General features: G+C 48.5%; 17 protein-coding genes. 13 read left to right on the top strand and 4 right to left on the bottom strand.

Annotated elements, in window-relative coordinates; translation table 11 throughout:
• Nucleotides 1–139: 139 nt before the first annotated feature.
• The 3 genes from AB6805_RS25220 to AB6805_RS25210 are packed head-to-tail and all read left to right on the top strand — an operon-like array spanning nt 140 to nt 2,042.
• Nucleotides 140–793 carry a FadR/GntR family transcriptional regulator gene (locus AB6805_RS25220; protein ID WP_370912220.1) on the top strand — a complete coding sequence of 218 codons (654 nt, stop codon included), beginning with the start codon at nt 140–142 and terminating at the stop codon, nt 791–793.
• A gap of 9 nt (nt 794–802) precedes the next feature.
• On the top strand, nt 803–1,636 hold the full coding sequence (locus AB6805_RS25215; RefSeq protein WP_079470629.1) for a sulfite exporter TauE/SafE family protein: 834 nt from the start codon (nt 803–805) through the stop codon (nt 1,634–1,636).
• A 10-nt stretch (nt 1,637–1,646) separates the two neighbouring features.
• The gene (locus AB6805_RS25210; RefSeq protein WP_370912219.1) at nt 1,647–2,042 is read left to right on the top strand and encodes a DUF1634 domain-containing protein; all 396 of its coding nucleotides are present in this window, start codon (nt 1,647–1,649) and stop codon (nt 2,040–2,042) included.
• Between the two features lie 2 nt (nt 2,043–2,044).
• On the opposite strand, the gene AB6805_RS25205 is transcribed toward AB6805_RS25210, so the two are convergent.
• Together AB6805_RS25205 and AB6805_RS25200 are read right to left on the bottom strand one after the other, a co-directional pair.
• A complete protein-coding gene (locus AB6805_RS25205) occupies nt 2,045–2,437 on the bottom strand; it encodes an acyl-CoA thioesterase (RefSeq protein ID WP_370912218.1) in 393 nt (130 codons plus the stop codon).
• Nucleotides 2,438–2,479: 42 nt separating this feature from the next.
• Nucleotides 2,480–3,271 carry a TerC family protein gene (locus AB6805_RS25200; protein WP_370912217.1) on the bottom strand — a complete coding sequence of 264 codons (792 nt, stop codon included), beginning with the start codon at nt 3,269–3,271 and terminating at the stop codon, nt 2,480–2,482.
• Nucleotides 3,272–3,456: 185 nt separating this feature from the next.
• On the opposite strand from AB6805_RS25200, the gene AB6805_RS25195 reads away from it, so the two are divergent.
• Nucleotides 3,457–4,557, top strand: coding sequence for a fatty acid desaturase (locus tag AB6805_RS25195; protein WP_370912216.1), 1,101 nt, complete (start codon nt 3,457–3,459; stop codon nt 4,555–4,557).
• 68 nt (nt 4,558–4,625) lie between these two features.
• On the opposite strand, the gene AB6805_RS25190 is transcribed toward AB6805_RS25195, so the two are convergent.
• Nucleotides 4,626–5,465: an AraC family transcriptional regulator gene (locus AB6805_RS25190; RefSeq protein WP_370912215.1), complete on the bottom strand. Its 840-nt coding sequence runs from the start codon at nt 5,463–5,465 to the stop codon at nt 4,626–4,628.
• Between the two features lie 91 nt (nt 5,466–5,556).
• Here AB6805_RS25190 and AB6805_RS25185 point away from each other — a divergent pair, with 91 nt between their 5' ends.
• The gene (locus AB6805_RS25185; protein ID WP_370912214.1) at nt 5,557–6,621 is read left to right on the top strand and encodes an SDR family oxidoreductase; all 1,065 of its coding nucleotides are present in this window, start codon (nt 5,557–5,559) and stop codon (nt 6,619–6,621) included.
• A gap of 1 nt (nt 6,622) precedes the next feature.
• Here AB6805_RS25185 and AB6805_RS25180 read toward each other — a convergent pair whose 3' ends face one another.
• Nucleotides 6,623–7,183 carry an RNA polymerase sigma-70 factor gene (locus AB6805_RS25180; protein ID WP_370912213.1) on the bottom strand — a complete coding sequence of 187 codons (561 nt, stop codon included), beginning with the start codon at nt 7,181–7,183 and terminating at the stop codon, nt 6,623–6,625.
• 218 nt (nt 7,184–7,401) lie between these two features.
• On the opposite strand from AB6805_RS25180, the gene AB6805_RS25175 reads away from it, so the two are divergent.
• The 8 genes from AB6805_RS25175 to AB6805_RS25140 all read left to right on the top strand — a co-directional run bounded on the left by AB6805_RS25175 (nt 7,402) and on the right by AB6805_RS25140 (nt 23,502).
• Nucleotides 7,402–8,481, top strand: a complete 1,080-nt coding sequence (locus AB6805_RS25175; protein ID WP_370912212.1) for a FecR family protein — start codon at nt 7,402–7,404, stop codon at nt 8,479–8,481.
• A 246-nt stretch (nt 8,482–8,727) separates the two neighbouring features.
• Nucleotides 8,728–12,120 (top strand): SusC/RagA family TonB-linked outer membrane protein, encoded by a 3,393-nt coding sequence (locus AB6805_RS25170; protein WP_370912211.1) that lies wholly within the window; start codon nt 8,728–8,730, stop codon nt 12,118–12,120.
• A 19-nt stretch (nt 12,121–12,139) separates the two neighbouring features.
• Nucleotides 12,140–13,933 carry a RagB/SusD family nutrient uptake outer membrane protein gene (locus tag AB6805_RS25165; RefSeq protein ID WP_370912210.1) on the top strand — a complete coding sequence of 598 codons (1,794 nt, stop codon included), beginning with the start codon at nt 12,140–12,142 and terminating at the stop codon, nt 13,931–13,933.
• A gap of 127 nt (nt 13,934–14,060) precedes the next feature.
• Nucleotides 14,061–16,523, top strand: a complete 2,463-nt coding sequence (locus AB6805_RS25160; RefSeq protein ID WP_370912209.1) for a PQQ-binding-like beta-propeller repeat protein — start codon at nt 14,061–14,063, stop codon at nt 16,521–16,523.
• Nucleotides 16,524–16,638: 115 nt separating this feature from the next.
• Nucleotides 16,639–17,271 carry an RNA polymerase sigma factor gene (locus tag AB6805_RS25155; RefSeq protein WP_370912208.1) on the top strand — a complete coding sequence of 211 codons (633 nt, stop codon included), beginning with the start codon at nt 16,639–16,641 and terminating at the stop codon, nt 17,269–17,271.
• A 91-nt stretch (nt 17,272–17,362) separates the two neighbouring features.
• Complete coding sequence (locus AB6805_RS25150) at nt 17,363–18,532, top strand: FecR family protein (RefSeq protein ID WP_370912207.1); 1,170 nt, start codon at nt 17,363–17,365, stop codon at nt 18,530–18,532.
• 132 nt (nt 18,533–18,664) lie between these two features.
• Nucleotides 18,665–22,051 carry a SusC/RagA family TonB-linked outer membrane protein gene (locus AB6805_RS25145; RefSeq protein WP_370912206.1) on the top strand — a complete coding sequence of 1,129 codons (3,387 nt, stop codon included), beginning with the start codon at nt 18,665–18,667 and terminating at the stop codon, nt 22,049–22,051.
• An 11-nt stretch (nt 22,052–22,062) separates the two neighbouring features.
• Nucleotides 22,063–23,502, top strand: a complete 1,440-nt coding sequence (locus AB6805_RS25140) for a RagB/SusD family nutrient uptake outer membrane protein (protein ID WP_370912205.1) — start codon at nt 22,063–22,065, stop codon at nt 23,500–23,502.
• Nucleotides 23,503–23,509: the final 7 nt, after the last annotated feature.

The following is a 23,509-nucleotide window of genomic DNA, read 5'->3' as shown; positions in this document are numbered from 1 at the left end:
CTCGCGTGGAAAGTAAACGGCAAAGCTAAATTTACAATTTCACACGGTACCCTGCAACCGGCTAAATTATCATGACTAAAAAAATAAAACATCAGATGTTTAATTAAACATCATACCTTTGTATCGTAAATGAAAATTTATGGAGCAGCCATCCAAACTGTCGGACCGTGTGATCAACGCCATCCAGAAAGATATCTCCCAGGGAAAATATAAACCCGGCCAGAAAATACCTGCAGAACCTGAGCTAATGGTGCAATATGCCGTAGGCCGCTCTACCGTTCGTGAAGCCATTAAAACACTCGCCATGATGGGCATCCTGCGGGTACAGCAGGGCGCGGGTACTTTCGTCAATGAAACCGTGCAGGCGGAATCGCTGGACCAGCGGCTCAGGCGGGCCGACTTCGAAGAAATTAACCAGGTAAGGCGCATGCTCGACTATGAAATTGTGAAACTGGCCGCAGAAAACCATACCAAAGAAGATCTCCACCAGCTGAAATCATTACTGGAACAACGCAAAAAGGCCATCCTGGAACAGGCATACCAGGAATGCCTGGATGCCGACATCGCCTTTCACACCGCTATCGCAAACGCTTCAGGTAATAATGTGCTGGCCGATCTCTTTCGCAGCTTCACCGCTGTAATCCGCGACTTTTTCACCAAACGCGATACGCAAAGTATCAGTCACTTTGCCATCAGTCACCACCTGCACGAACAATTATACAAAGCCATCAAAAGTGGTAACGCCAAATTATCCCGGCAGGTAATGGAAGACATACTGGACAATAACTATTAAATATCAAAGATGAATATCCTGATCTTTAGCTTAATACTCCTGGCAGGCGCTTACGTGGCCGGGCTCTTAGGCTCCCTCACCGGCTTGGGCGGCGGCGTGATATTGATTCCATTACTCACACTCGTATTTCATGTAGATATCCGGTATGCCATCGGCGTAGCCCTGCTGGCTTCTATCGCCAATTCTTCCGGCGCCGCCACAGCGTATATAAAAGAAGGCATTACCAATATCCGGCTGGGCATGTTCCTGGAAATAGCCACCACCGCAGGTGCGGTGGGAGGCGCACTGCTGGCAATATTCACTCCCGTAAATACTATTGCCATCCTGCTTGGTGTAGTGTTGATATTTTCCGCCGCTATGACCATCCGGAAAAAGCATGAACATGCGGAGCAAACGGGCAGTAAATTATCTTATCTCTTAAAACTAAACAGCAGCTATCCAACACCCACCGGGGAAGTGAGTTACAAACTTAAAAATGTAGCCGGTGGCTTTGGCATCATGCTGATAGCAGGCGTGTTGTCAGGTCTGCTTGGCATAGGATCGGGTGCATTAAAAGTACTGGCCATGGATAGCACCATGCGCATTCCTTTCAAAGTAAGTACCACTACCAGCAATTTTATGATCGGCGTTACCGCCGCAGCCAGTGCGGTGGTCTACCTTCAACGGGGCTACATCGATCCCGGCATGGCCTTCCCGGTAGTACTGGGCGTATTGGGCGGAGCCTTTACCGGCGCCCGTTTGCTTACCTTCATCAACGCACGCACGCTACGGATCATCTTCTGCGCAGCCATCACATTTGTAGCGCTGGAAATGATCTATAACGGATTAAATCACCAGTTTTAATGATGATGTCATGAATATATTTAAGAAAATGCTCGGCGACCGCGATATCGAATTACTCATCGGTAAACAACTGAGAACCGGGGTAGTTACCGCCAGCTGCATTGCATTGCTTGGAGGCATCTTTTACCTTGTGCAACAGGGCGCTGCCAGCGTACCGGACTATTCGCACTTTAAAGGAGAAGGCGCGGAATACACTTCTTTCCGGGGAATTTTTCACGGTGTAGCTGCCGGCAACGCCACCGAGTTTATACAACTGGGCGTACTGGTGCTGTTGGCCACACCTATCCTCCGCATCTTTTTTTCACTGATAGCGTTTGCCCTGGAAAAAGACAGGCTGTATGTGTTTATTACTACGTTGGTGCTGGGGATTATTTTGTTCAGTATGTTCGGCGGACTGAAAATATAATGCTACTCTTCCCTCAACCGTTCATCGGTATATGTAATGGCAGTTCTGCCGTGGGGAACCGGTTTTCCCAGTTCATCCACACTTACAAATACCATTTTATCCACCGTAAGAATGGTTTTTTGCGTAATCTTATTCCGCACCTGGCAGGTAAGTGTGAGAGATGTTCTGCCAAAGTGGGTGGCCTTAATACCCAATTCTACAATATCGCCCTGACGGGCAGAATTGATAAAATTAATTTCAGACATGTACTTGGTTACACATCGGTTGGTGCCTAACTGGATGATGGAATAAATAGCTGCTTCTTCATCAATCCAACGCAGCAAACTGCCGCCAAATAAAGTGCCGTGCGCATTCAGATCCTCCGGCTTTACCCATTTCCGTGTATAAAAATTCATATCCTTCTCTCTTATTTTTTTTTGGAAGATGATAACGTTATTTTATTTCCCCTTCGGAGGCATTTCAGCCTCATTATGCAGCTTCACCGGTTTCTCTGAACGCGATTTTACCTTGAGATTCAGCACCTCGATAAATACAGAGAACGCCATCGCAAAATAAATATAACCTTTCGGAATATGCTGGTCGAAGCTTTCCGCTAAAAGCGAAACGCCTATGAGCAACAGGAACGACAATGCCAGCATTTTCACCGTAGGATGCGTGTTCACAAAACGGCTGATAGATTCTGATGCCAGCAGCATAACGCCTACCGATACCACCACCGCAGCAATCATGATCTCAACATGATCTGCCATTCCCACCGCTGTAATCACGGAATCCAGTGAAAACACAATATCCAGTAACAGGATCTGCACAATCACCTGCCCAAACCTCATAGGTTTGGCATTGGCGACGCCGTGTTCATCTCCTTCCAGTTTCTCGTGGATCTCTGCAGTACTTTTATAAATAAGAAATAAACCTCCTACCAGTAAAATAAGGTCACGACCTGAAATGGCCAGCTTTCCAAGCCACTCCGCATTCTGCACACCAATCCATTCACCGATATTAAAAAGTGGCTTTGTCAGCGACATAATCCAGCTGATCGACAGCAGCAATAAAATACGTACAAACATGGCAAGTCCAAGCCCCAGGCGACGGGCCTTCTTTTGTTTATTTTCCGGCAGTTTCCCCGCCAGGATAGAAATAAACACAATGTTATCGATCCCCAACACTATTTCCAGGGCGGTTAACGTTAACAGGCTGACGAGCGAGTCAACGGTAAGCAGGTGTTCCATAATTGACAGTTATATAGATTATGTATGTGCAAACCCGAATATACTTCCTTTTTTGATAGTGATGAAATCTGCTAAACACGTGCTAAAAACATTTGTCGTAAATTGCAGGTATATACACTGATTAGCACTTCTCCCCTCCTGCTCGTTTTCTGTATCACAACACGTTTTCTGATTAAAATAATAATATGAAAAAAGAGGAATGGCATATAGTGCGCTTTGCTTCGCGCGGTAACAACAGCTTTATTGAATCTGCAAAGGCTGCAGTACAGGATTATTTTTCCGCTAACAACATCTCTGTGTATGCCAACAGGGAAATGTGGATTAAAACGATCGTAATGCTCGCCTTATATTTTGTACCCTATACATTGATGGTGGTGGGCCTCGGCGCAGGAAGCGTATGGCTGTACCTTGGTTTGTGGTTGCTCAGTGGTCTGGGTGTTACAGGCATCGGCGCATCCATTATGCATGACGCCAATCACGGCTCCTTCTCTCCCAAAAAGAGCATCAACAATATGATGGGACATATCCTGGAAATTATTGGCGGATACGCGCCCACCTGGAAAATACAGCACAACGTGCTCCACCACACGTATACCAATGTGTCCGGTCTGGATGAAGATATAGACAGTATTAAACTACTGCGCTTCTCTCCTAATCAGCCACGCGCCTGGTATCACCGTTACCAGCACATGTACGCATGGGGCTTTTACATGCTCATGACCCTTTTCTGGATGACAGCAAAGGATTACCTGCAGGTACTGCGCTATAAAAGTCATGGCCTGCTCTCAAAACAAAAAGTTACGTTAAAACAGGCCATGTTCAGGATCTCCGTGTTCAAAGTATTCTACTACGGATATATCCTGGTATTGCCGTTAATATTTTCCGGAATGCCGTGGTATTGGGTGCTCGCAGGATTCTTCCTCATGCATTTCACCGCCGGGTTACTGCTGGCCTGTATCTTCCAGCCGGCACATGTTATGAGCTCTTCCGGGTACGCCGCTCCCGATGCAGACAGGAAAATGAAAGACAGCTGGGCCATTCATGAAATGGAAAACACCACCAACTATGCACCGCGCAGCCGTGTATTATCCTGGTGTATCGGCGGATTAAACTACCAGATAGAACATCACCTGTTTTCCGGCATCTGCCACGTGCATTACCGGAAGCTGGCCCCTATTGTTAAAGAACAGGCGGCAGCCTTTAATATACCTTACCAGGTTCAACCTACCTTTATACGCGCCCTGTGGGAACATGCCCGCATGCTTAAAAAACTGGGTCGTCATTAAATATGCCGTCCTTAAATATAAAATGGGGAGCACCGCCACCGGTACTCCCCATTTTATTTATATTCCCATCACGCCAGCCCCTGTACCTGTTCGCGGTAAGCAGAAGGACTCATGTCATGATATCTCCTGAAAAATTTATTCAGATGACTCTGGTCGTTAAATCCCAGCTCGTAACTGATTTCTTTCAAAGAAAAAACACTGTAATGCAACCTGTTCTCCAGCAGTTGTAATTTATACTGGTTCACATAATCCCGCAACGTAGTGCCGGTTTGCTCCTTAAAAAAAGCCCCCAGGTAATGTTTGGAAAACCCAAACAACTCCGCCAGTTGCTCCACCTGGATATCATCCGCCTGGTGAATATGCTCGTGGATATAGTTCAGGATATGCGTTACCCGCGCACCGCTTTTCGGCCCTGCGTCCAACAATTCATGATCCGCCACCTGTTTGATCATGGTAAACAACGCCTGCAACAAAAAGAAAACAGTATCACTGCTTTCCTGCCCGGCAGCTTTCCACTCTGCCGCCACCAGCTGTATCAATGGCTCCATACGCTGCATACCTGTCTTCATCATTTTCTTTTGCCGCGCCTGCAATAACAACTGATCCAGCTCCTGGTTCCAGCTTTGCTGCAGCCGCATATTGCCGGTGCCATGCAGATACACATTGGTAAATTTGATAAAGGTAAACACCGTAGGCGTGGTAATCTCAAAATGATGTGCATCACAGGGCGCCAGCAAAAACAAACACGGACCCTCATACGGGATATTCATCCCTGAAATGCAATGCGTACCGCTGCCTTTATGTATAAAGATGAGCTCAAAATGATTATGGTTATGCACCGGATGCTCCCATTCCCGGGCAGTAAAGTGCGACACTTTCAGGTATTCGTGTTGTATGTATCTCTTCATTCTTTAAAATATACCAATGAACCCCGCGGATGTACAAGTAATCCGGAACCCACAACGCTGATCTTTGTACCGTTAAAAATACAACACAGATATGGAACAGCATAATAATAAGAAAGTTGCCCTGATAGCAGGCGCACAGGGAGTAATAGGACGCAATCTGATCGATTACCTGCTTACGCAGCCCAATTGGGATATCATTGGTTTATCCCGTAGAGGTGGTACTGATACGGCCAACGTAAAACACATCGCCGTAGACTTGCTAAGCCGGGAAAACAGTGAGCAACAACTGAAGCAACTCACCAAGGTGACGCATATATTTTACGCCGCCTACCAGGACCGCGGCAGCTGGGCAGAATTGGTGGCGCCCAACATGACCATGCTCCGCAACGTGATTGAAGTGGTAGCGCCCATTGCCACCAACCTGCAACACATCAGCCTGATGCAGGGATACAAAGTATACGGCGCCCACCTCGGTCCGTTCAAAACACCCGCGCGCGAAACAGATGCAGGTACTTTTATGCCGCCCGAATTCAATATGGAACAACAACGTTTCCTCGAAGCATATCAACAGGGCAAATCCTGGTCGTGGTCCGCTATCCGGCCCTCTGTAGTTGGTGGCTTTGCATTGGGCAATCCCATGAACCTCGCCATGGTAATCGCCGTGTACGCCGCTATTTCAAAGGAACTGGGACTGCCGCTGCGCTTTCCCGGTAAACCAGGCGCCTACGATAAACTCATGGAAATGACCGATGCCGGCCTGCTGGCAAAAGCGACGGTATGGGCAGCCGAAAGTCCTGCCGGCGCAAATGAAGCGTTTAATATCAATAACGGCGACCTTTTCCGCTGGTCTGATCTCTGGCCGCGCATTGCCCGTCATTTTGGCATGGAAACAGCGGCGCCCCTGCCTATGCAGCTCGACGTAGTAATGGCTGACAAGGAGCCCTTGTGGAATGCCATGATGGAAAAATACGGATTGCAATACAGCTATGCGGAAGTATCTTCCTGGAAATTCGGTGACTTTGTTTTTTCGTGGGACTACGACTTTTTTGCTGATGGCAGCAAAGCACGCCGCGCAGGTTTCGGGGAGTTTGCAGACACAGAAGTTATGTTCCTGGAAATCTTTGAAAATTTTAAAAAGATGAAAGTGATACCCTGAACTATGCCTTCTCCAATGTGAAATTCACGGCAGCCGTAAGGCGTTTCATGGCAATAGCCAACTGGTTTTCCACCGTTTTAACCGAGAGGTTTAAAATGGTGGCGACCTCTTTATAACGAAGGTCGTATTGCTTTACCAGGATGTATACCATTTTGCATTTGGGAGGAAGCTGTTCAATGGTATGCTCCATTTTGCGGATCATCTCCGCAGAAATCATCAGTTGCTCCGGATCGCTTTCAAAGGCAATTTCCAGCTTATCTTCTTCTGCAAAAACTACCCGCCGGGAGCTGGCCTGTTTGCGCATATGATCAATCGCTTTATTTTTCGCCACCACAAACAGGTATACCTGCGGATTTTTTATGTCCGTCAGTGATTGCCTTTTTTGCCAGCAATACATAAAAACATCGTTCGTTATTTCTTCCGCCACCTCTTTATTACGGGTAAGCGAAAAAGAAAAACGTAACAACTTGATGAAGAAATGATGATAGAAAGCTTTGAAGGCCGCCTGATCATTGTTCACCGTGATGTTTTTAAATAATTCATTGATTGTACACTGATCCATCCCTTTTAAGCCACTGATATTGGTTGCAATAATATATAACGCAGATTACGCTAAAGTTAACAAAATAAATTATCCCGCAATTTATTTTTAAGATCCTGTTTTGGGAAGCCTGGAATGCTGATATCTGCCCGGATTTCCGGGGAAAGAAAAAATTTGCTGCCGGCTTTGGGGGTTTTTCATTTTCTTTTCGTCCTTCTGATACAACACGGATAAAATAAATGATCGAGCGCAACCGGGTAAATATATTGATGGCCAGGAAAGTATCGGGAGAGGCCACCGCAGCCGACCTGAAAGAACTGGAAACATTGCTGATGCAGTTTCCGGAGCTGCAGTACGCCTTTACTATTGTCAGTGATATCAGTTCCGTTAACAGTGCCAGGGGGTTTTCCCCGGCAGAGGAAGAGCAGCTGGCCAGCGAAGGAATGGACCGCATCAACCTGTTCCTTCAGCAGGAACAGGAACAGCCTCCCGCCAAACGGCTGATTCCCTGGCGGATGATCAGTGGTATTGCCGCCGGCATCGCCCTGCTCATCACCGCATATACCCTGTGGCCGGTCATGCCGCGCAAACAGGCTTTCCGCAATGAGGTGGTCACCAAAACCGGCTCCAAAACCAGCGTGGTACTCCCTGATGGCACCAGCGTAATACTCAACGCCTGCAGCCGTCTCCAGTACGACGCCACCCGTTTCCTGAACGGCGAGCGTGAAGTGAATCTGACTGGTGAAGCCTACTTTGATGTAAAGCACGACCCCGCGCACCCGTTCATCATCCAATCCGGTAACATCAACATCCGCGTACTGGGCACCGTATTTAATGTAAAGGCCTATGCAGAGGATGCCACCGTGGAAACAACCTTACTCAGCGGAAAAGTGGAAGTGAATTTCCCGGATAATGATCATTCCGGAACGAGGAAAACCGTACAACTGCAACCGGAACAAAAGTTAATCATCGGCATAAAAGAAAACAAACAAATACCTGTAAACAGAAAAACCAATTTTAGCATTACACCTGTAAAAACAATCGCTGTTGCCGGCAACCCTACAACAGCGGAAAAGCCAGCTACCGCCTGGGTAAACGACCGCTTCGACTTCGACAATGTAACTTTTGAACAATTGTCACACGACCTGGAACGCTGGTTCAACGTAACCCTGCGTTTTAAAAATGATAAATATAAACACGAAGTATTTACCGGCGCATTCCGGAAACAAAGTATTGAAGATGTATTGCAGGCATTACAACTGATGTCGGGCTTTCATTATGAGGTGAACACGAAAGAAAATGTTATTTACATATGGTAAAACACAACATCCAAACGTCATCTATGGCTTGATAATCCACTGATTTTCTTATTGCAGACAGCAAATAAAAAAAGGGAAATGCAGCAACATTCCCCCTTTTCAAAATGCTGGCTGAACAATGTAAACCGATTTCCTTACGATCTGGTAACGGCTCATTATTTAACCTAACGAAACAAATTTATGAAAAAAAGCTATTGGTGGCCTTCCCATATTCCCCAGCGGAATATGAGGAAACTATTATTGCGTATGAAACTAACCTCCGTATTGCTTTGTGCCGGGTTCTTACAACTAAGCGCACATGGGTTTTCACAGGAACGGATCAGTGTTAATTATAACAATATTAACATTGGTAAGCTGCTGACTGTCATCGGGCAGAAAAGCGACTACACTTTCGTGTACAAAAACGCCAGCATCCCCGACCGGAAAATCTCTATCTCCATGAAAGACGCTCCGGTAGCGGAAATCCTGGACAAGGCGCTCGCGGGCACCTCGCTGGGGTATAAAATCATGAAAGATAACCTGGTGGTAATCCTGGAAGCAGGTGAAACTGCACAGAATGTTCCTATAAGAGGACGGGTAACCGATGAAGCCGGCAACCCGCTGATTGGCGTTACCGTACTGGTAAAAGGTACCACCCAGGGCGCTAAAACAGATAACGAAGGCCGCTTCACCCTGGAAGCCCCGGAAAATGCCATCGTGGAATTTACCTACGTTGGCTACGAAGCCCAGCAGATGAAAGCACGCGAAGGCGCCACCTTTAACATCGCCCTGAAAGCCAATTCCAGCGGCCTTAATGAAGTAGTGGTAGTGGGTTATGGTAAACAGAAAAGAGCTAACCTCAGCGGCGCCGTAGACGCCATCTCCGGTAAAGAGCTGGAAAGCCGCCCCATCGCCAATGTCGGTAACGGCCTGCAGGGATTATTGCCCAACCTGAACATCACCAACGACAATGGCCGCGTATCTTCTGCACCAAAATTCAACCTGCGTGGTTTGACTTCCATCAACGGCGGCGACCCATTCATCCTGGTTGATAACATCCCCTTTACCAGCGACGAAGTATCGCGCCTCAATCCCGCCGATGTGGAAAGCGTAACCACCCTGAAAGACGCCGCCTCCGCCGCCATCTATGGCGCCCGCGCCGCCTTCGGGGTAGTACTCATTACCACCAAATCGGGTAAAGACAGCCGCCTCCAGATGAATGCCAACGCCAACTACGCCGTGCGCACACTGGGCCTGGTACCCAAAATCATTACTGACCCGCTCACCACCATGCAATACATGCATGATGCCGCCACCCCGCTGTATGACCTCTATCCCGCTGCCGACAGGGCCTATGCAGAAAAACTGGCCAACGACCCCTCTCTGCCAAGAGTAATCGTAAGCCCCACCGATAAAACAAAATATGCCTACTACGGGTCTACCGACTGGCTCCATGAAGTATACCAGAAAACAGCGCCCGCCTATAATGCCAACTTCAGCATTTCCCGCGGAGATGAAAAACTGAATTACTACTTCTCCGGAGATTATTACAAACAGGATGGAATGCTCCGCTATAATCCCGATCAATATACGCGCTATAACATGCGTGCAAAAGCTACCTATACCATCAACGACCGCGTGAAGTTTGGCAGCAACACCATGTACACCAACACCACCTATTCACAACCCGCCAATACCGTTGATTACTTATTTTTTCATAATGCCAACCGCACTCCTTCTTTATCCGTACCCCGCAACCCGGATGGTACCTGGACTTCAGACGGCGCGGCCTTACTGGGCAACCTGCAGGATGGCGGCCGCTCCGCAGATACCTGGAGCGAATTTATGACCACCCTCAATGCAGAAATAAACCTGGTAAAAGATGTGTGGACACTGAAAGGAGATGCTACCTACCGCCGCGGAAATAATGTAGGTAAATCCTATACACTGCCGGTTCCCTACAGCACCGGCCCCAATCAGCCAACCCAATATACCAACGGCAACCAGTCGTCTGCCAACAACAGTACCAATGAACTGAAGTATAATGTGTATAACATCTACACCGACTTCCATAAAACATTTAATAAAAAACACGCCGTTGGCGCACTGGCAGGGTTTAACCAGGAATACCACTACACGAATATCTTTAATGTAAACAGGCAGGGACTCATCAGCACACAATACCCCACCCCGCAACTGGCTACCGGTAATATCACCGAAAAACAAGCCATCGAAGACTGGGCCGTGAGAGGTATTTTCTACCGCCTGAATTATACGTACGATGATAAATATATTGTAGAGGTAAACGGCCGTAACGACGGATCATCGCGCTTCCGCGCCGATAACCGCTGGGGCTTCTTCCCGTCCGCTTCCGCCGCCTGGGTGATCTCCAAAGAAAAATTTTTCAGTAGCATTAAAGGCATCGACCTCCTGAAACTCCGCGGATCCTATGGTTCCCTCGGCGATCAGCAATGGAAAGCCTACGGCTACATGCCGCTTATGTCGGCCGGCAACATCAACTCCGTGTTGAATGGTCAGCTGCCTATCGGCGTATACGCACCCACACCGGTTACCGCCACCTACACCTGGCAGTCGGTAAAAACGGTGAACGGCGGTATCGACTTCAGCATGCTGAAAGAAAGATTATTCTTCAGCTACGACCGCTACACCCGCTACACCAACGGCATGTTCGCCAAAAGCCAGGAACTGCCTAGTGTATACGGCGCCCCGGCTCCAAGAACCAATTCCGCCGACCTGAAAACACGTGGATGGGAAATGACCCTCTACTGGCGCGATCAGTTTAAAATCGGTAACAACGATTTCGGATACGGCGTGAAATTACTGGTGGCCGACAGCCGCTCCTTTATTACCCGCTTCACCAATCCTACCGGTACCCTCGCCAACTATGACGCCGGCTCGCTGGAAAACCGCAACTACTATAAAGGACAGGAAATAGGCGACATCTGGGGCCTTGTTACGGAAGGATTTTTCCAGAATGAAGACGAACTGAAATCACATGCCAACCAATCCAAAGTAGGTTCCGACGACCAACAATACCAGTTCTATGTAGGCGACCTGAAATTCAAAGATCTCAATGGCGACGGCTCGGTAGACTATGGCGATAACACCATCAGCAACCCCGGCGACAGGAAGATCATCGGTAACAACCAGCCGCGCTTCCCTTACAGCATTGACCTCACCGCCTCCTATAAAGGTTTCGATTTCCGCGCACTGATCCAGGGTATCGGGAAAAGAGACTGGTACCCCAACCCAGGTAACCACTACTTCTGGGGCGTATATGCGCAACCGTGGACAAACGTACAGGTACACAACCTCGATCGCTGGACACCTGAAACACCCAATGGTTACTTCCCGCGCCTGAAATCATATATCGCTGAAGACGCTTCCGAACTGGGCGCACCACAAACCAGGTACCTGCAGAACGCTGCGTATACCCGTCTTAAAAATGTTTCTATCGGTTATACCATTCCAAAGTCCATCACAGAGAAGTATAAGATCTTCCGCTTCCGTGTTTATTTCAGTGCGGAAAATATCTTTACCATCTCCCACCTGAAAGCGAATATCGATCCCGAAGGACTGGACGGTTCTGTATATCCCTACCAGAAAACATACTCGTTCGGATTAAACCTGAACTTTTAATTAATTCAAACATCGGAACATGAAAAATAAAAGGCTTTATTTATCACTCATCATATTGGGCTGTGCAGCAGCTTCCTGTAACAAGGACTTCCTGCAACGCAACCCTCAAACGGAGATCTCACCGGAAGCATACTTTAATTCACCACAGGATCTGAATACCTACATCAACGGCTTATACGATGACAATCTTTCGGCGCCCTATGATGATAACAACTCAGATAACGTTTCCGGTAACACCGGCAGCGAAATGGATAAGCTGGTGCATAACACCCTCGACGCAACTACCGTGGGCGGATGGAACGACTGGGACCGGCTGCGTGATATCAACTTCCTGCTGGACAATGCCGGCAAAGCAAAAGGTGATGCTGCCGATATTAATCACTACATCGGTATTGCCCGTTACTTCCGTGCAAGATTTTATTTTGAAAAGATAGCTACCTATTCTGATGTACCCTGGTACGGCCACGCATTAACAGATGTGGATCCGGATCTGTACAAAGGCCGTGATCCGCGCTCCGCAGTAGCTGATTCTGTGCTCGCCGACCTGCAGTTTGCCGTGGATAATATTAAGGTAGATGATAAAGACAACGGCACCCGCGTAAATAAATACGCTGCCCTGGTGTTGATGTCCCGCTTCTGCCTCTTCGAAGGAACATTCAGAAAATACCACGAAGAAGTAAAACTTGCCAACACCGCAGACGCATTTCTTCAGAAAGCAGCATCGGCAGCTCAGCAGGTAATAAGCAGTAACCGCTATGTGATTTACAACACCGGTAAAGGTGGAGAAGATTACCGCGCTTTGTTTTCCAGTCTTTCATTAAACGGAAATAAAGAAATCATTCAATGGAGAGATTATCCGCAGAGCCTGGGTAAAGGAAACAATACCCATACCGTACTCGGATGGACCTGGTCGCTCAGCCAGAGCCTTGTTTACAGCTACCTGATGAAAGACGGCAAGCCATTCACTTCACAGCCAGGCTATGATAAAATTGGCTTCACGGCTACTTTCAGGGACCGTGATCCCCGCCTGGCGGAAACGGTGGCCTACCCTGGCTTTTCCACCACGCAGGATAACAATGTGTACATCGCAAAACCGAACCTCGGCGCATACGATCAGCTGAAATTTTATCCGCGTGATCCTAAACAACGCCAGGGATGGGAAACCAACTACACCGCTTTACCCGTATACCGCTATGCGGAAGTACTGCTGAACTTTGCCGAAGCAAAAGCAGAACTGGGGACCCTCTCACAGGCTGATTTGGATGTATCCGTGAACCTGCTGCGCCGCAGGGTACAAATGCCCGATCTCAACCTCGCTGCCGCCAATGGGAATATAGACCCGGTGCTGAATGCAGCTTACCTGGTAAGCGGCCCCAATAAAGGCGTGCTGCTGGAAATACGCCGTGAAAGAAGAGTGGAACTGGCCTGCGAAGGACTGCGTCTCAAAGATATCAATCGCTGGAAAGCCGGCGCACGCCTCCAGGAAGCGCCACAGGGCTTGTATGTTCCCGCACTCGGTGGCATTGATATGACCGGCGACAATGTGGCCGATATCGCTATCCTGCCCAATACTACAGATACTTCATCTATCGCAGGGTTGCCCGCTGATGTGAGGGCAAAATTGTCACGTTTCTATCTCATGGATAAAACCGGCGAGAATAACTTTTACCTCGAAAACGGCACCAACGGTCATATTAAATTTACTGCCGACCGCGCCGGCCGCACTTTTAAAGATCCTCAGTACTACTATCGTCCGATACCCAAACAACAGATGATACTGAATGATAAACTGAAACAGATATTCGGCTGGTAAACCGGATGAATAGTGATGAACCAGGATTACCATGATCCATGTTTTGCAGGGATACTATCGCCGCAACAACATGGATCATGGTAATCCTTTTTAATACCGCCATCATGCTTATAAAATAAACCCATTCATGAAGCAATTACTCCTAACCCTCCTCATCGCCTGCAGCCTGCAAACGCTGATGGCACAAGGATTCTCCGGCAAGGTGTTTATAGACAATAATACCGGCAGACAGCCAAACCACACCCAAAAAGGACTCGCTGGTGTTCGCGTATCCGATGGACTGCACGTGACCATCACCGATGCCAACGGTAACTATCACCTTCCCGGCCACGCAAAAACAAGATTCATATTTATCACCACGCCGGCCGGGTACCGGTTCACCAAAACATTCTATATACCCGTGGACAGTGCCTTGCAGGCTTACGACTTTGGCGTGCAGCCTGCAAACAAAGCCACAGCCGCTGTCGCGAAATTCGTACGGCTTACAGACACCGAAACCTACCAGTTCAACAACTGGATCACCGATGCAAAAGCGTATGCACACAACGAAAACGCCGACTTCATGATCCACACCGGCGATATCTGTTATGAAAAAGGCATGGCATTCCACGCGCAATATATCAACACCCACACCATGGGGTTACCCGTTTATTACTGCATCGGTAATCACGACCTGGTAAAAGGTCCGTACGGCGAAGCACTGTATGAATCCCTGTTTGGCCCGGTATGCTACTCCTTTGACGCCGGCCCCGCCCACTTCATTGTAACGCCTATGCGCAACGGCGATTATCAACCGTCCTACACCGTAGATGATGTGGTGCAATGGCTGAAAAATGATCTCGCTAATACCGCACCGGAAAAGCCCGTGATCATCTTCAATCACGACCTGCTCACCTATGATACGCTGTTTACCATCCGCTCCAAAAACGACAGCATCAACCTCAATGAGCACCACCTTAAAGCCTGGATCTATGGCCACTGGCATATTAATTTTGCCCGTACCCATGGCAACAGCTGTATCCGTTCCCTTTGCGCAGCGCCGCCTCCCGACGGCGGTATCGATAACTCCGCTTCCAACTTCGATGTAATCGGCGTGGATAAAAACGGGCTTTCGTTTGTGCAACGGCGTTATACCTATGTACACAATCAGCTGGTAGGGGTATCGCCATCAGCTGCCGGCATCGCGTTCGACCAGGATAAGATGGTGATCAGTGCAAATGCCTATCATACTTCTTCTCCCGTAAATAAAGTGCTGTTCAGCTTATTCGATAAAAAAGGAAATCTCGTAAGGCAGGTATCGCTGCAACCCCGCACCGACTGGAACTGGTTCACCACCACCGCTATTCCAGCCAGCTGGTTAAACGGCGTATATACGGCTACGTTAGAAGCTACATTAGGTACCGGCAGGGTGCTGTTCCGCAGGGATACTTTTACGCTGGTAAAAAATGTCTCTGTAAAAAATAACGGTAACGCAGCCGACTGGCCGGAAGTGTTACAGAACATACAACGTACAGGCGTTACCGGTATACCTACCGCCGGCCCGCTGCATTTAAACTGGACCGCAAACGTGGGAGGTAATATCTGGAAATCATCTCCCATCTGCGCAGCAGGTAAAATATTCACAGGCACTATTGACGATGAAGGCAATCACCATAGCAGCATCACCGCACTGGATGCACAAACCGGCAAACAGCTGTGGCAATTCCCCACCGGCAACTCCATTAAACACAGCATCAGCTACCACGATGGCTTGTTACTGGCCACCGATGCAGAAGGCGTTACCTACGCCCTTGATGCCGCTACCGGTAAATTACGGTGGAGACATGCGGGCGATTTGAAAAACCTGCCCGCCTATAATTCTGCCGGCGCTATCCATGAGGACATTTATTACACCGGCGCAGGCAATTACCTGCAAGCCCTGGATATCCATACCGGTGAGGTAAAATGGACCAACCACGACTGGACCGGCGGCGAAGGAACGCCTGCTGCAATGGCCATCCACAACGGCCTGCTCGTTACTTCCTCCAACTGGAACCACCTGTTTGCACACAATGCCGCCACCGGGAAACTATTATGGAAACGCAGCGATGAAGGTATCCGCTTCCGCAGTGGCACACCCGCTTTCTTTGACAACCGGCTGTATGTACACGGTATCAACAAACTCCATATCCTGGATCCTGCTACCGGGAAAACAACAGACAGCATCCCCGTTACCGAAGATCTGAAAACCATGACGGCGCCGCTGGTCACCAACCAGTATATCATTACCTGCACTGCCGCCGGTGGTATGCTGGCCTTCGACAAAAAAACAAAACAAGAACTGTGGCGCTTTGTACCGGGTGAAGCCCTGTTTTACTCAGCGCCCTACTCTTCCCCTTCTTCCGCCACTATCGAATCCACGCCGTTGCTGGCTGGCAACCGCCTCATTGCAGGCGCGTCTGACGGGTATGTATATGTGATTGACCTGGCTACGGGGAAAATGATCAGTCGATTTAATACCGGCGCGCCGGTATTTGCTGATATGGCCGTGTATAACGGCATGTTGTACGTAGCAGATTTTTCAGGAAACGTGAATGCGTTCCGGTTATAAGAATAGTTATTCTGTATAAAAGAGGATATCTCCGTTAAAAGAGATATCCTCTTTTTATATATCAAATTATTACGTTACGAATATTGCTTCCCTTTTTTAAATTTTTTATTATAGTTTGCAGCAGAAGAGGAATATTGAATACGGAAAGCAATTGCCAATCAACCAAACATATAACGGGAAGGAGCTTCTTTTACAGATAGCAGCGGGAGATGAACTTGCCTACAGGCAGGTATTTAACAGCCATTGGAACCAGATTTACCAGGTGGCCCTCAGCTTCCTCAAAACACCCGGAGAAGCGAAAGATGCGGTGCAAACGGTATTCATCAAACTATGGGAAAAAAGACACAAACTGCCGGAAGTCGAAAATTTCGATGCCTGGCTGTTTATTGTTGCCCGCAATACTATTGTCAACATCCTTCACCAGCAAGCCTCTTTTGTGGATGTTCATCATGTGGAGGATAGCGTTCCGGAAAACTATCTCACCCCCGACGCTTTGCTGGAATACAAACAAACGGCCTCCCTCATCCAGGATGCCATTGCGCAGTTGCCACCACAACAGTCGCTTATTTTCCGTTTAAGCCGGGAGCAGGGTTTAACGCACCCGCAAATTGCAAAGGAGCTGAATATTGCGCCAGCCACCGTGAAAAGCCATATGGTGCGGGCGCTCAATACCATCCGGGAATATGTCCGGAAGCAGGGGGGCAACGCATTGCTCCTCATCTGGCTGCTGGAAAAATTAGGAAAATAAAAAAAGTTTTCCCTCAACTGCACCTATCACCCTTTTTTATGGTCTTTATAGTAAAGACGCAATTTTTGATTGTCTTAAAATGTAATCGTGTATGCACGCTTCAGGGGAATTCCAGTCATTAATGGATAAATACCTCACCAACTCCATCACTGCAACGGAGAAGGAACTGCTGTTCGCCATGATCAGGAGCAGGCAACACATGCCCACCCTGGAAAAAGTGGTGGACGATGCACTTGGAACACCCATTGAAGTAAACGAAGACATCATCCTCAGGGAAGAAATCTTTGCCTATGTAAAAGCACATAACCAGCCGGTAAAAAAGATAAACCACTGGCAGCGCTATGCCGCCGCCGCAGCCATTTTACTGCTCATTGCCGCGGGCGCTTATTATTGGCTGCCACCATCCTCCAGGGCGCCTGCGCCGGCAGCCAACTATATCAGCACCGCTAAACCCGGCGTTAATAAGGCCATTCTCATACTGGCCGATGGCTCCAGTATTGCACTCGACAGCTCCGGCGCACAACAATTGCAACAGGGCGGCACTTCCATCCGTCAACAGGGCAGCCAGTTGAAATACGATGTGCAAAGCAGCGCCCCCGGCGTAAGCTACAATGTATTGCGCACCCCGCGTGGAGGCCAGTTCCAGCTAACATTACCGGATGGCACAAAAGCCTGGCTGAATGCCGCTTCGTCGGTCAGGTATCCTACCGCGTTTACCGGTAAAGAAAGAAAAATAGAAATTACGGGAGAAATATACCTGGAAGTCAGCCCCTTTAATACAGGCGCCGCGGAAAACACGCCTTTTATAGTGGTATCCGCGCATCAGCAGGTAACGGTACTCGGCACGCACTTTAATATCAACGCATACGAGGAAGAAGGAGCCACCAGCACTACATTAATCACCGGGAAAGTAAGAGTATCCGCAGGCAGTAACGCCGGCGTTATACTGGCGCCGGATCAACAGGCCGTAACGGCCCATAACGGCACCATCACCACCATCCCGGTACGGTCCGTGGAAACTTCAAAGGTAATAGCCTGGAAAAATGGCTATTTCGATTTTGAAGAGGAGCGCCTGGCCGTGGTTTTACGCCTCCTGTCGAGATGGTATAACGTGGATTTTGAGGCGGATCCCGCCATGCTTAACCTGAAATTCAGCGCGGTAATAGCCCGCTCCTCTCAGATAAGCGAAGTATTGTCATTGTTGTCGGCCACCGGCGCCGTGAAGTTCAGGGAAGAAGGAAATAGAATTAGAGTATACTGATTTTTTTATACCAGCTGTCTTTTAGAGCAAACCATGCGTACCACCGCGCATCGGGGTAAAGTTTGCTATGCACTGCAGGCAAAGCAAATGATGCCATCATTCAATAACGCGATTAAACCAAAATCCACACAAATGAAACATTTGTGGCTTTATCATCATTTCCTGCACTATGGCAGCAGGACAAAGACCAAACCATTATCAACCATGAAGTTTAAAGCAATTTTCCTGTTGATGGCCTGCCTGCAGGTAACAGCAACAGGCTTCTCCCAGGTAACGATCTCAAAAAACAGCACCACGCTGGCAGAGGTATTTAAGGAGATCCGGAAACAAACAGGTTATGTATTCATCTACAATAACGATATGTTACCGGAAGATAAGCGGTTTGACCTGCATGTAAAAAATGCGCCGGTGAAAGACGTATTAACGCAATGCCTGAAAGGCTTGCCCCTTACCTGGTCCATCCGGGACGCCAATACCATCGTGATCAGCCCGTACAAACCATCCGGCAGCACAGAGGACCAGGCGCAAACCGTAATACTGCGTGGGCGGGTTTTCGACACAAACGGACAACCATTACCCGGCGCCAGCGTAATGGTGAAAGGAACCCGCCAGGGTACCTCCACCCTTGCAGATGGCACTTTCCTGATCCGTGTACCGGACGAAAAGACGGCTGTGGTCATCACCTTTGTTGGCTTCAAACCGCTGGAACTGAAGCCCTGGAAGGAAGGAATCCGTACCATACAAATGGAAAGAAGCGCCGTGGAAATACAGGATGTAGTGGTGCGTACCGGGATGTTCGACAGGAATAAACTCACCTTTTCCGGTGCAGTAGCCTCCTTTAGCGGCAGGGAACTGCGCCAGGTGGGAAACCTCAACGTAGTCCAAAGCTTAAAAACGCTGGACCCTTCCTTTATCATTACCACCAATAACATCCAGGGCTCCAATCCCAACCAGCTGCCTAATATAGAAGTGCGCGGCAAAACAAGTCTTTCCTCCAGCACCGTAAGAGACCAGTTTTCCAACGATCCTAACCAACCATTATTTATCCTGAATGGAATGGAAACCACCCTGAGCCAGATCGTTGATCTGGACATTAACCGGGTGGCTTCCATTACTCTGCTGAAAGATGCTGCCTCTACTGCGCTGTATGGCTCCCGCGCCGCCAATGGGGTAGTCATCGTGGAAACGATACAACCCAAACCCGGAGACCTCAATGTGTCTTATACCGCTGATCTCCGCTGGGAAATACCCGACCTCCGCGATTATAACATGATGAATGCAGCAGAAAACCTGGAGTTTCAACAACTGGCAGGATTGTACAAAAAAGAGTTTGGCTACTCCGGCATTACCAACGACAATCTCTATAATCAGCGGCTGGCAGCCGTACGCAGCGGGGTTAACAGCTACTGGCTCAATGTGCCGCTGAGGAACAGCTTTACCAACGGGCACTCGCTCCGCGTTAGTGGCGGCAGCCAGGAATTTCAATACGGCATAGGACTGAACTACCGCGGACTGAATGGCGTAATGATCGGGTCCGACAGAACTACCTGGGGCGCTACCGTGGATCTTGCCTACCGGAAGAAAAAACTGAACATCACCAACCAGCTGTATGTAAACGGTACCAACTCCAACGAATCGCCCTATGGCTCATTCAATGATTTCGTAAACATCAACCCCTACTACCGGAAAAAAAGAGACGACGGCAGCCTGAATACCGACCGGTACCTGGAAACATACCTGGTAAATACCAACTCCTTTATCCCGGATACTGTTAGAGTAGGTAACCCTTTATACAATGCCACGCTTAATTCAAAAAACAATACCAATACGCTCCTGCTGCAGAACAACCTGAACTTCATATATGACTTCACACAAAGCTTCCGGTTCTCCGGTGGCTTACAGGTGCAGAAAGGAACCACCAAAGGCACCCTTTTTATTCCTGCCTCCAATACCATGTTCGACACGGTGGATACCTACCGGAAAGGCTGGTACACCGATTCCCGGACAGACAACATGAGCTACCAGGCCAACCTGATGCTTACTTACCGGAAAGTATTCAACGAGGTGCATAGTCTTACCGGGAACGCCCGGACGGAAATGCAGGAACAAAGTCAAACTTATTCCGCGTACACCGCCACCGGTTTCCCCGAAGGTGTAAATCCCAACCCCGCCTTTGCCTATGGCTTCCTGCCAGATAGCAAACCTATATACCAGAAAACAACGGTAAGAAGGGTGAACGCACTGGGCAGCGTTAACTACGCATACGACAACCGCTATTTTGTAGATGCGAATTTCAGGATAGATGGCTCCACTTCTTTCGGCGCCGAAAATAAATACTCGCCTTTCTGGTCGGCAGGTGTTGGCTGGAACATCAGCAGCGAACATTTTATGTCGGATATACAATGGCTAACCATGCTCCGGATCAGGGGAAACATAGGTACCACGGGTAACCAGGCATTGGGCAGCTATGCTTCCACATCTGTTTACGGGTATGAAAATAACCTGAACATTTATGGACAAGGTCTTTATCTCACCCAACTCGGTAACCCGCTGCTGGAATGGCAGAAAACACAAAGCACCAGCGTTGGTATAGACGCCTCCCTGTTTGACAACCGCTTCACCGCTACTTTCAACGCTTATGAGAAGCTGTCGAAACCACTGATCACCAACGGTTCCCTGCCCGCATCATCCGGCGTGTCTACCTATGTGCTGAACGTAGGAAACCTCCGTACCCGTGGCGTGGAAGCCATTGTACGGTATGCACCTGTCTACCAGCCAAAGAAAAATATCCTTTGGACACTCGGCTATACCGGGAGCTTATATAAAAGCAGGTATGAAGGATTTTCCAACATTCTCAAAAACCTGAATGATGAAGCGCAGAAATCCAATTCCCTGCAACGCTATCTCGATGGATACAGTCCTGATGAACTCTGGGCAGTAAAATCCTTCGGTATTGATCCTGCTTCAGGTAAAGAAGTATTCAGAAAAACAAACGGTGAAAAAACACTGGTATATGATCCTGCCGACATTGTTCCTATAGGCAACGGCAGGCCGCAGGTAGAAGGTGTGATCAGCTCCAATCTTAATATCAAAGGATTCCTGTTTGGCATCAACCTCCGTTACAGTATTGGCGCTTATATTTTCAACTCCGCCCTGTACAATAAAGTAGAAAACATCAGCTTCGATCAGCTGCAATACAACCAGGATAAAAGAGCGCTGGACTTACGCTGGAAGCAAGCGGGCGATGATGCTTTGTTCAAAGGTATCAGTCTCACCGATGTAACACCGATGTCGTCCCGCTTCATCCAGAAAGAGAATTACCTCACCGGTGAATCTATCAATGCAGGTTACGAATTCCGCTCCGTACAATATCCGTGGGTACGGCGACTGAAACTGCAAACCATCCGGGTGAACGCGTACATGAACGATATCTTCCGCCTGTCGAATATAAAATCTGAAAGAGGAATTGATTACCCCTTCAGCAACGCGGTTTCTTTCAGCTTAAACATCTTCTTCTAAATATCTTTTTTATGCAACCGATAAAACGCATCTTTCCGTTCCTGCTGCTGACCATCATTGTTCTTTCGATGGTATCCTGCAGTAAATACCTGGATGTACAGCCGGAAGACAAGTTCCTGGAAAACCAGGTATACGGCAGCCAGGCGTCCATTCGCAACGTCATCAACGGCATTTATCTGAACCTGGCCAAACCCACCGTATATGGCCGTGAGCTCACCGCTACCACGCTTGATGTGCTGGCCCAGTACTATAACTGCGCCGCCTTCTCCCATCCCTTTTATACCACAGCACGGTATACATACACCGATGCCACCACCATGTCGCATACCACCGACATCTGGAACAATGCCTATACGGCTATCCTGAATATCAACCTCTTCATTCACAACCTGGATAGCACCAACAATGTATTAAGCGCAGCGGAAAAAAACCTGCTGCTGGGAGAAGCATACGGACTAAGGGCATTTGTGGCTTTTGATATGTTGCGTCTTTTCGGACCGGTATATGCCACCGATTCGGCCAAAGCTTCTATTCCCTATCCTGTTACACCGGATTCGAAAATAGAGGCCCTGCTGCCCGCTAATACCGTTATCACAAATGTGCTGGCTGACCTTTCTACTGCGGCAACCCTGCTGGAAAAAGACCCGGTACGCACGGCTGGTATCACGGCGCCGGATGCTACCCCTGATAAATTTTTCAGCCTGCGCAACCGCCGCATGAATTATTATGCAGTGAAAACACTGCAGGCAAGAGTGCTACTCTACAGGCGTGATAATACAGGAGCTGCCGCTGCAGCAACGGCTGTGATCAATGAAGCTGCTCCCTGGTTCCCATGGAGCCCTTCTGCCTTCTCTGCTCCCGGCATCGTAAACCCCGACCGGATCTTTTCTTCTGAAGTTATTTTCGGACTGGAAAATGCAGATATGTATGCCACCCAAACCAGCTGGTTTGCCGCCAACCTTAACACCAACCTGCTGGCGCCGCTGCCGCAACGGCTTACTGCTATTTATGAAGACTATAATAACGATTACCGGTACCGGATCAATTTTGATGTGGACAGAACTTCTGTACGGACAGACAAAACTTTCTTCAAATATGCAGATATACAAAACAAAAACCTGCTTTACCGGAAACTGCAACCTTTAATGAGGCTTACGGAACTGTATTACATCGCCATAGAAGGAGAAACGGACGACAGCAGGGCCACCACGCTGTTGAATACCGTACGCTATAACAGGGGCCTGCCTCCCGTTACCATCAACGGCGATAAAAGAATCCAGCTCACCAAAGAGTATCAAAAAGAATTCTGGGGAGAAGGGCAACTGTTCTTCTACTACAAACGCATCAACCTCCCGGCCATCAGCAGCGGCGCTTCCGCCAACGCCACCATTACCATGACGCCGGAAAAATACGTAGTACCGCTTCCGTTATCCGAAACCACTTTCAGATAAAAAGCCT

This window comes from Chitinophaga sp. RCC_12 (assembly GCF_041360695.1).
Lineage (GTDB): Bacteria > Bacteroidota > Bacteroidia > Chitinophagales > Chitinophagaceae > Chitinophaga.
This window is presented reverse-complemented; position numbering and strand designations above follow the sequence as displayed.

Coding starts and splice junctions, on each gene's coding strand:
- AB6805_RS25220 (WP_370912220.1), top strand. CDS start 140: ATGGAGCAGCCATCCAAACTGTCGGACCGTGTGATCAACGCCATCCAG.
- AB6805_RS25215 (WP_079470629.1), top strand. CDS start 803: ATGAATATCCTGATCTTTAGCTTAATACTCCTGGCAGGCGCTTACGTG.
- AB6805_RS25210 (WP_370912219.1), top strand. CDS start 1,647: ATGAATATATTTAAGAAAATGCTCGGCGACCGCGATATCGAATTACTC.
- AB6805_RS25205 (WP_370912218.1), bottom strand. CDS start 2,437: ATGAATTTTTATACACGGAAATGGGTAAAGCCGGAGGATCTGAATGCG.
- AB6805_RS25200 (WP_370912217.1), bottom strand. CDS start 3,271: ATGGAACACCTGCTTACCGTTGACTCGCTCGTCAGCCTGTTAACGTTA.
- AB6805_RS25195 (WP_370912216.1), top strand. CDS start 3,457: ATGAAAAAAGAGGAATGGCATATAGTGCGCTTTGCTTCGCGCGGTAAC.
- AB6805_RS25190 (WP_370912215.1), bottom strand. CDS start 5,465: ATGAAGAGATACATACAACACGAATACCTGAAAGTGTCGCACTTTACT.
- AB6805_RS25185 (WP_370912214.1), top strand. CDS start 5,557: ATGGAACAGCATAATAATAAGAAAGTTGCCCTGATAGCAGGCGCACAG.
- AB6805_RS25180 (WP_370912213.1), bottom strand. CDS start 7,183: ATGGATCAGTGTACAATCAATGAATTATTTAAAAACATCACGGTGAAC.
- AB6805_RS25175 (WP_370912212.1), top strand. CDS start 7,402: ATGATCGAGCGCAACCGGGTAAATATATTGATGGCCAGGAAAGTATCG.
- AB6805_RS25170 (WP_370912211.1), top strand. CDS start 8,728: ATGAAACTAACCTCCGTATTGCTTTGTGCCGGGTTCTTACAACTAAGC.
- AB6805_RS25165 (WP_370912210.1), top strand. CDS start 12,140: ATGAAAAATAAAAGGCTTTATTTATCACTCATCATATTGGGCTGTGCA.
- AB6805_RS25160 (WP_370912209.1), top strand. CDS start 14,061: ATGAAGCAATTACTCCTAACCCTCCTCATCGCCTGCAGCCTGCAAACG.
- AB6805_RS25150 (WP_370912207.1), top strand. CDS start 17,363: ATGCACGCTTCAGGGGAATTCCAGTCATTAATGGATAAATACCTCACC.
- AB6805_RS25145 (WP_370912206.1), top strand. CDS start 18,665: ATGAAACATTTGTGGCTTTATCATCATTTCCTGCACTATGGCAGCAGG.
- AB6805_RS25140 (WP_370912205.1), top strand. CDS start 22,063: ATGCAACCGATAAAACGCATCTTTCCGTTCCTGCTGCTGACCATCATT.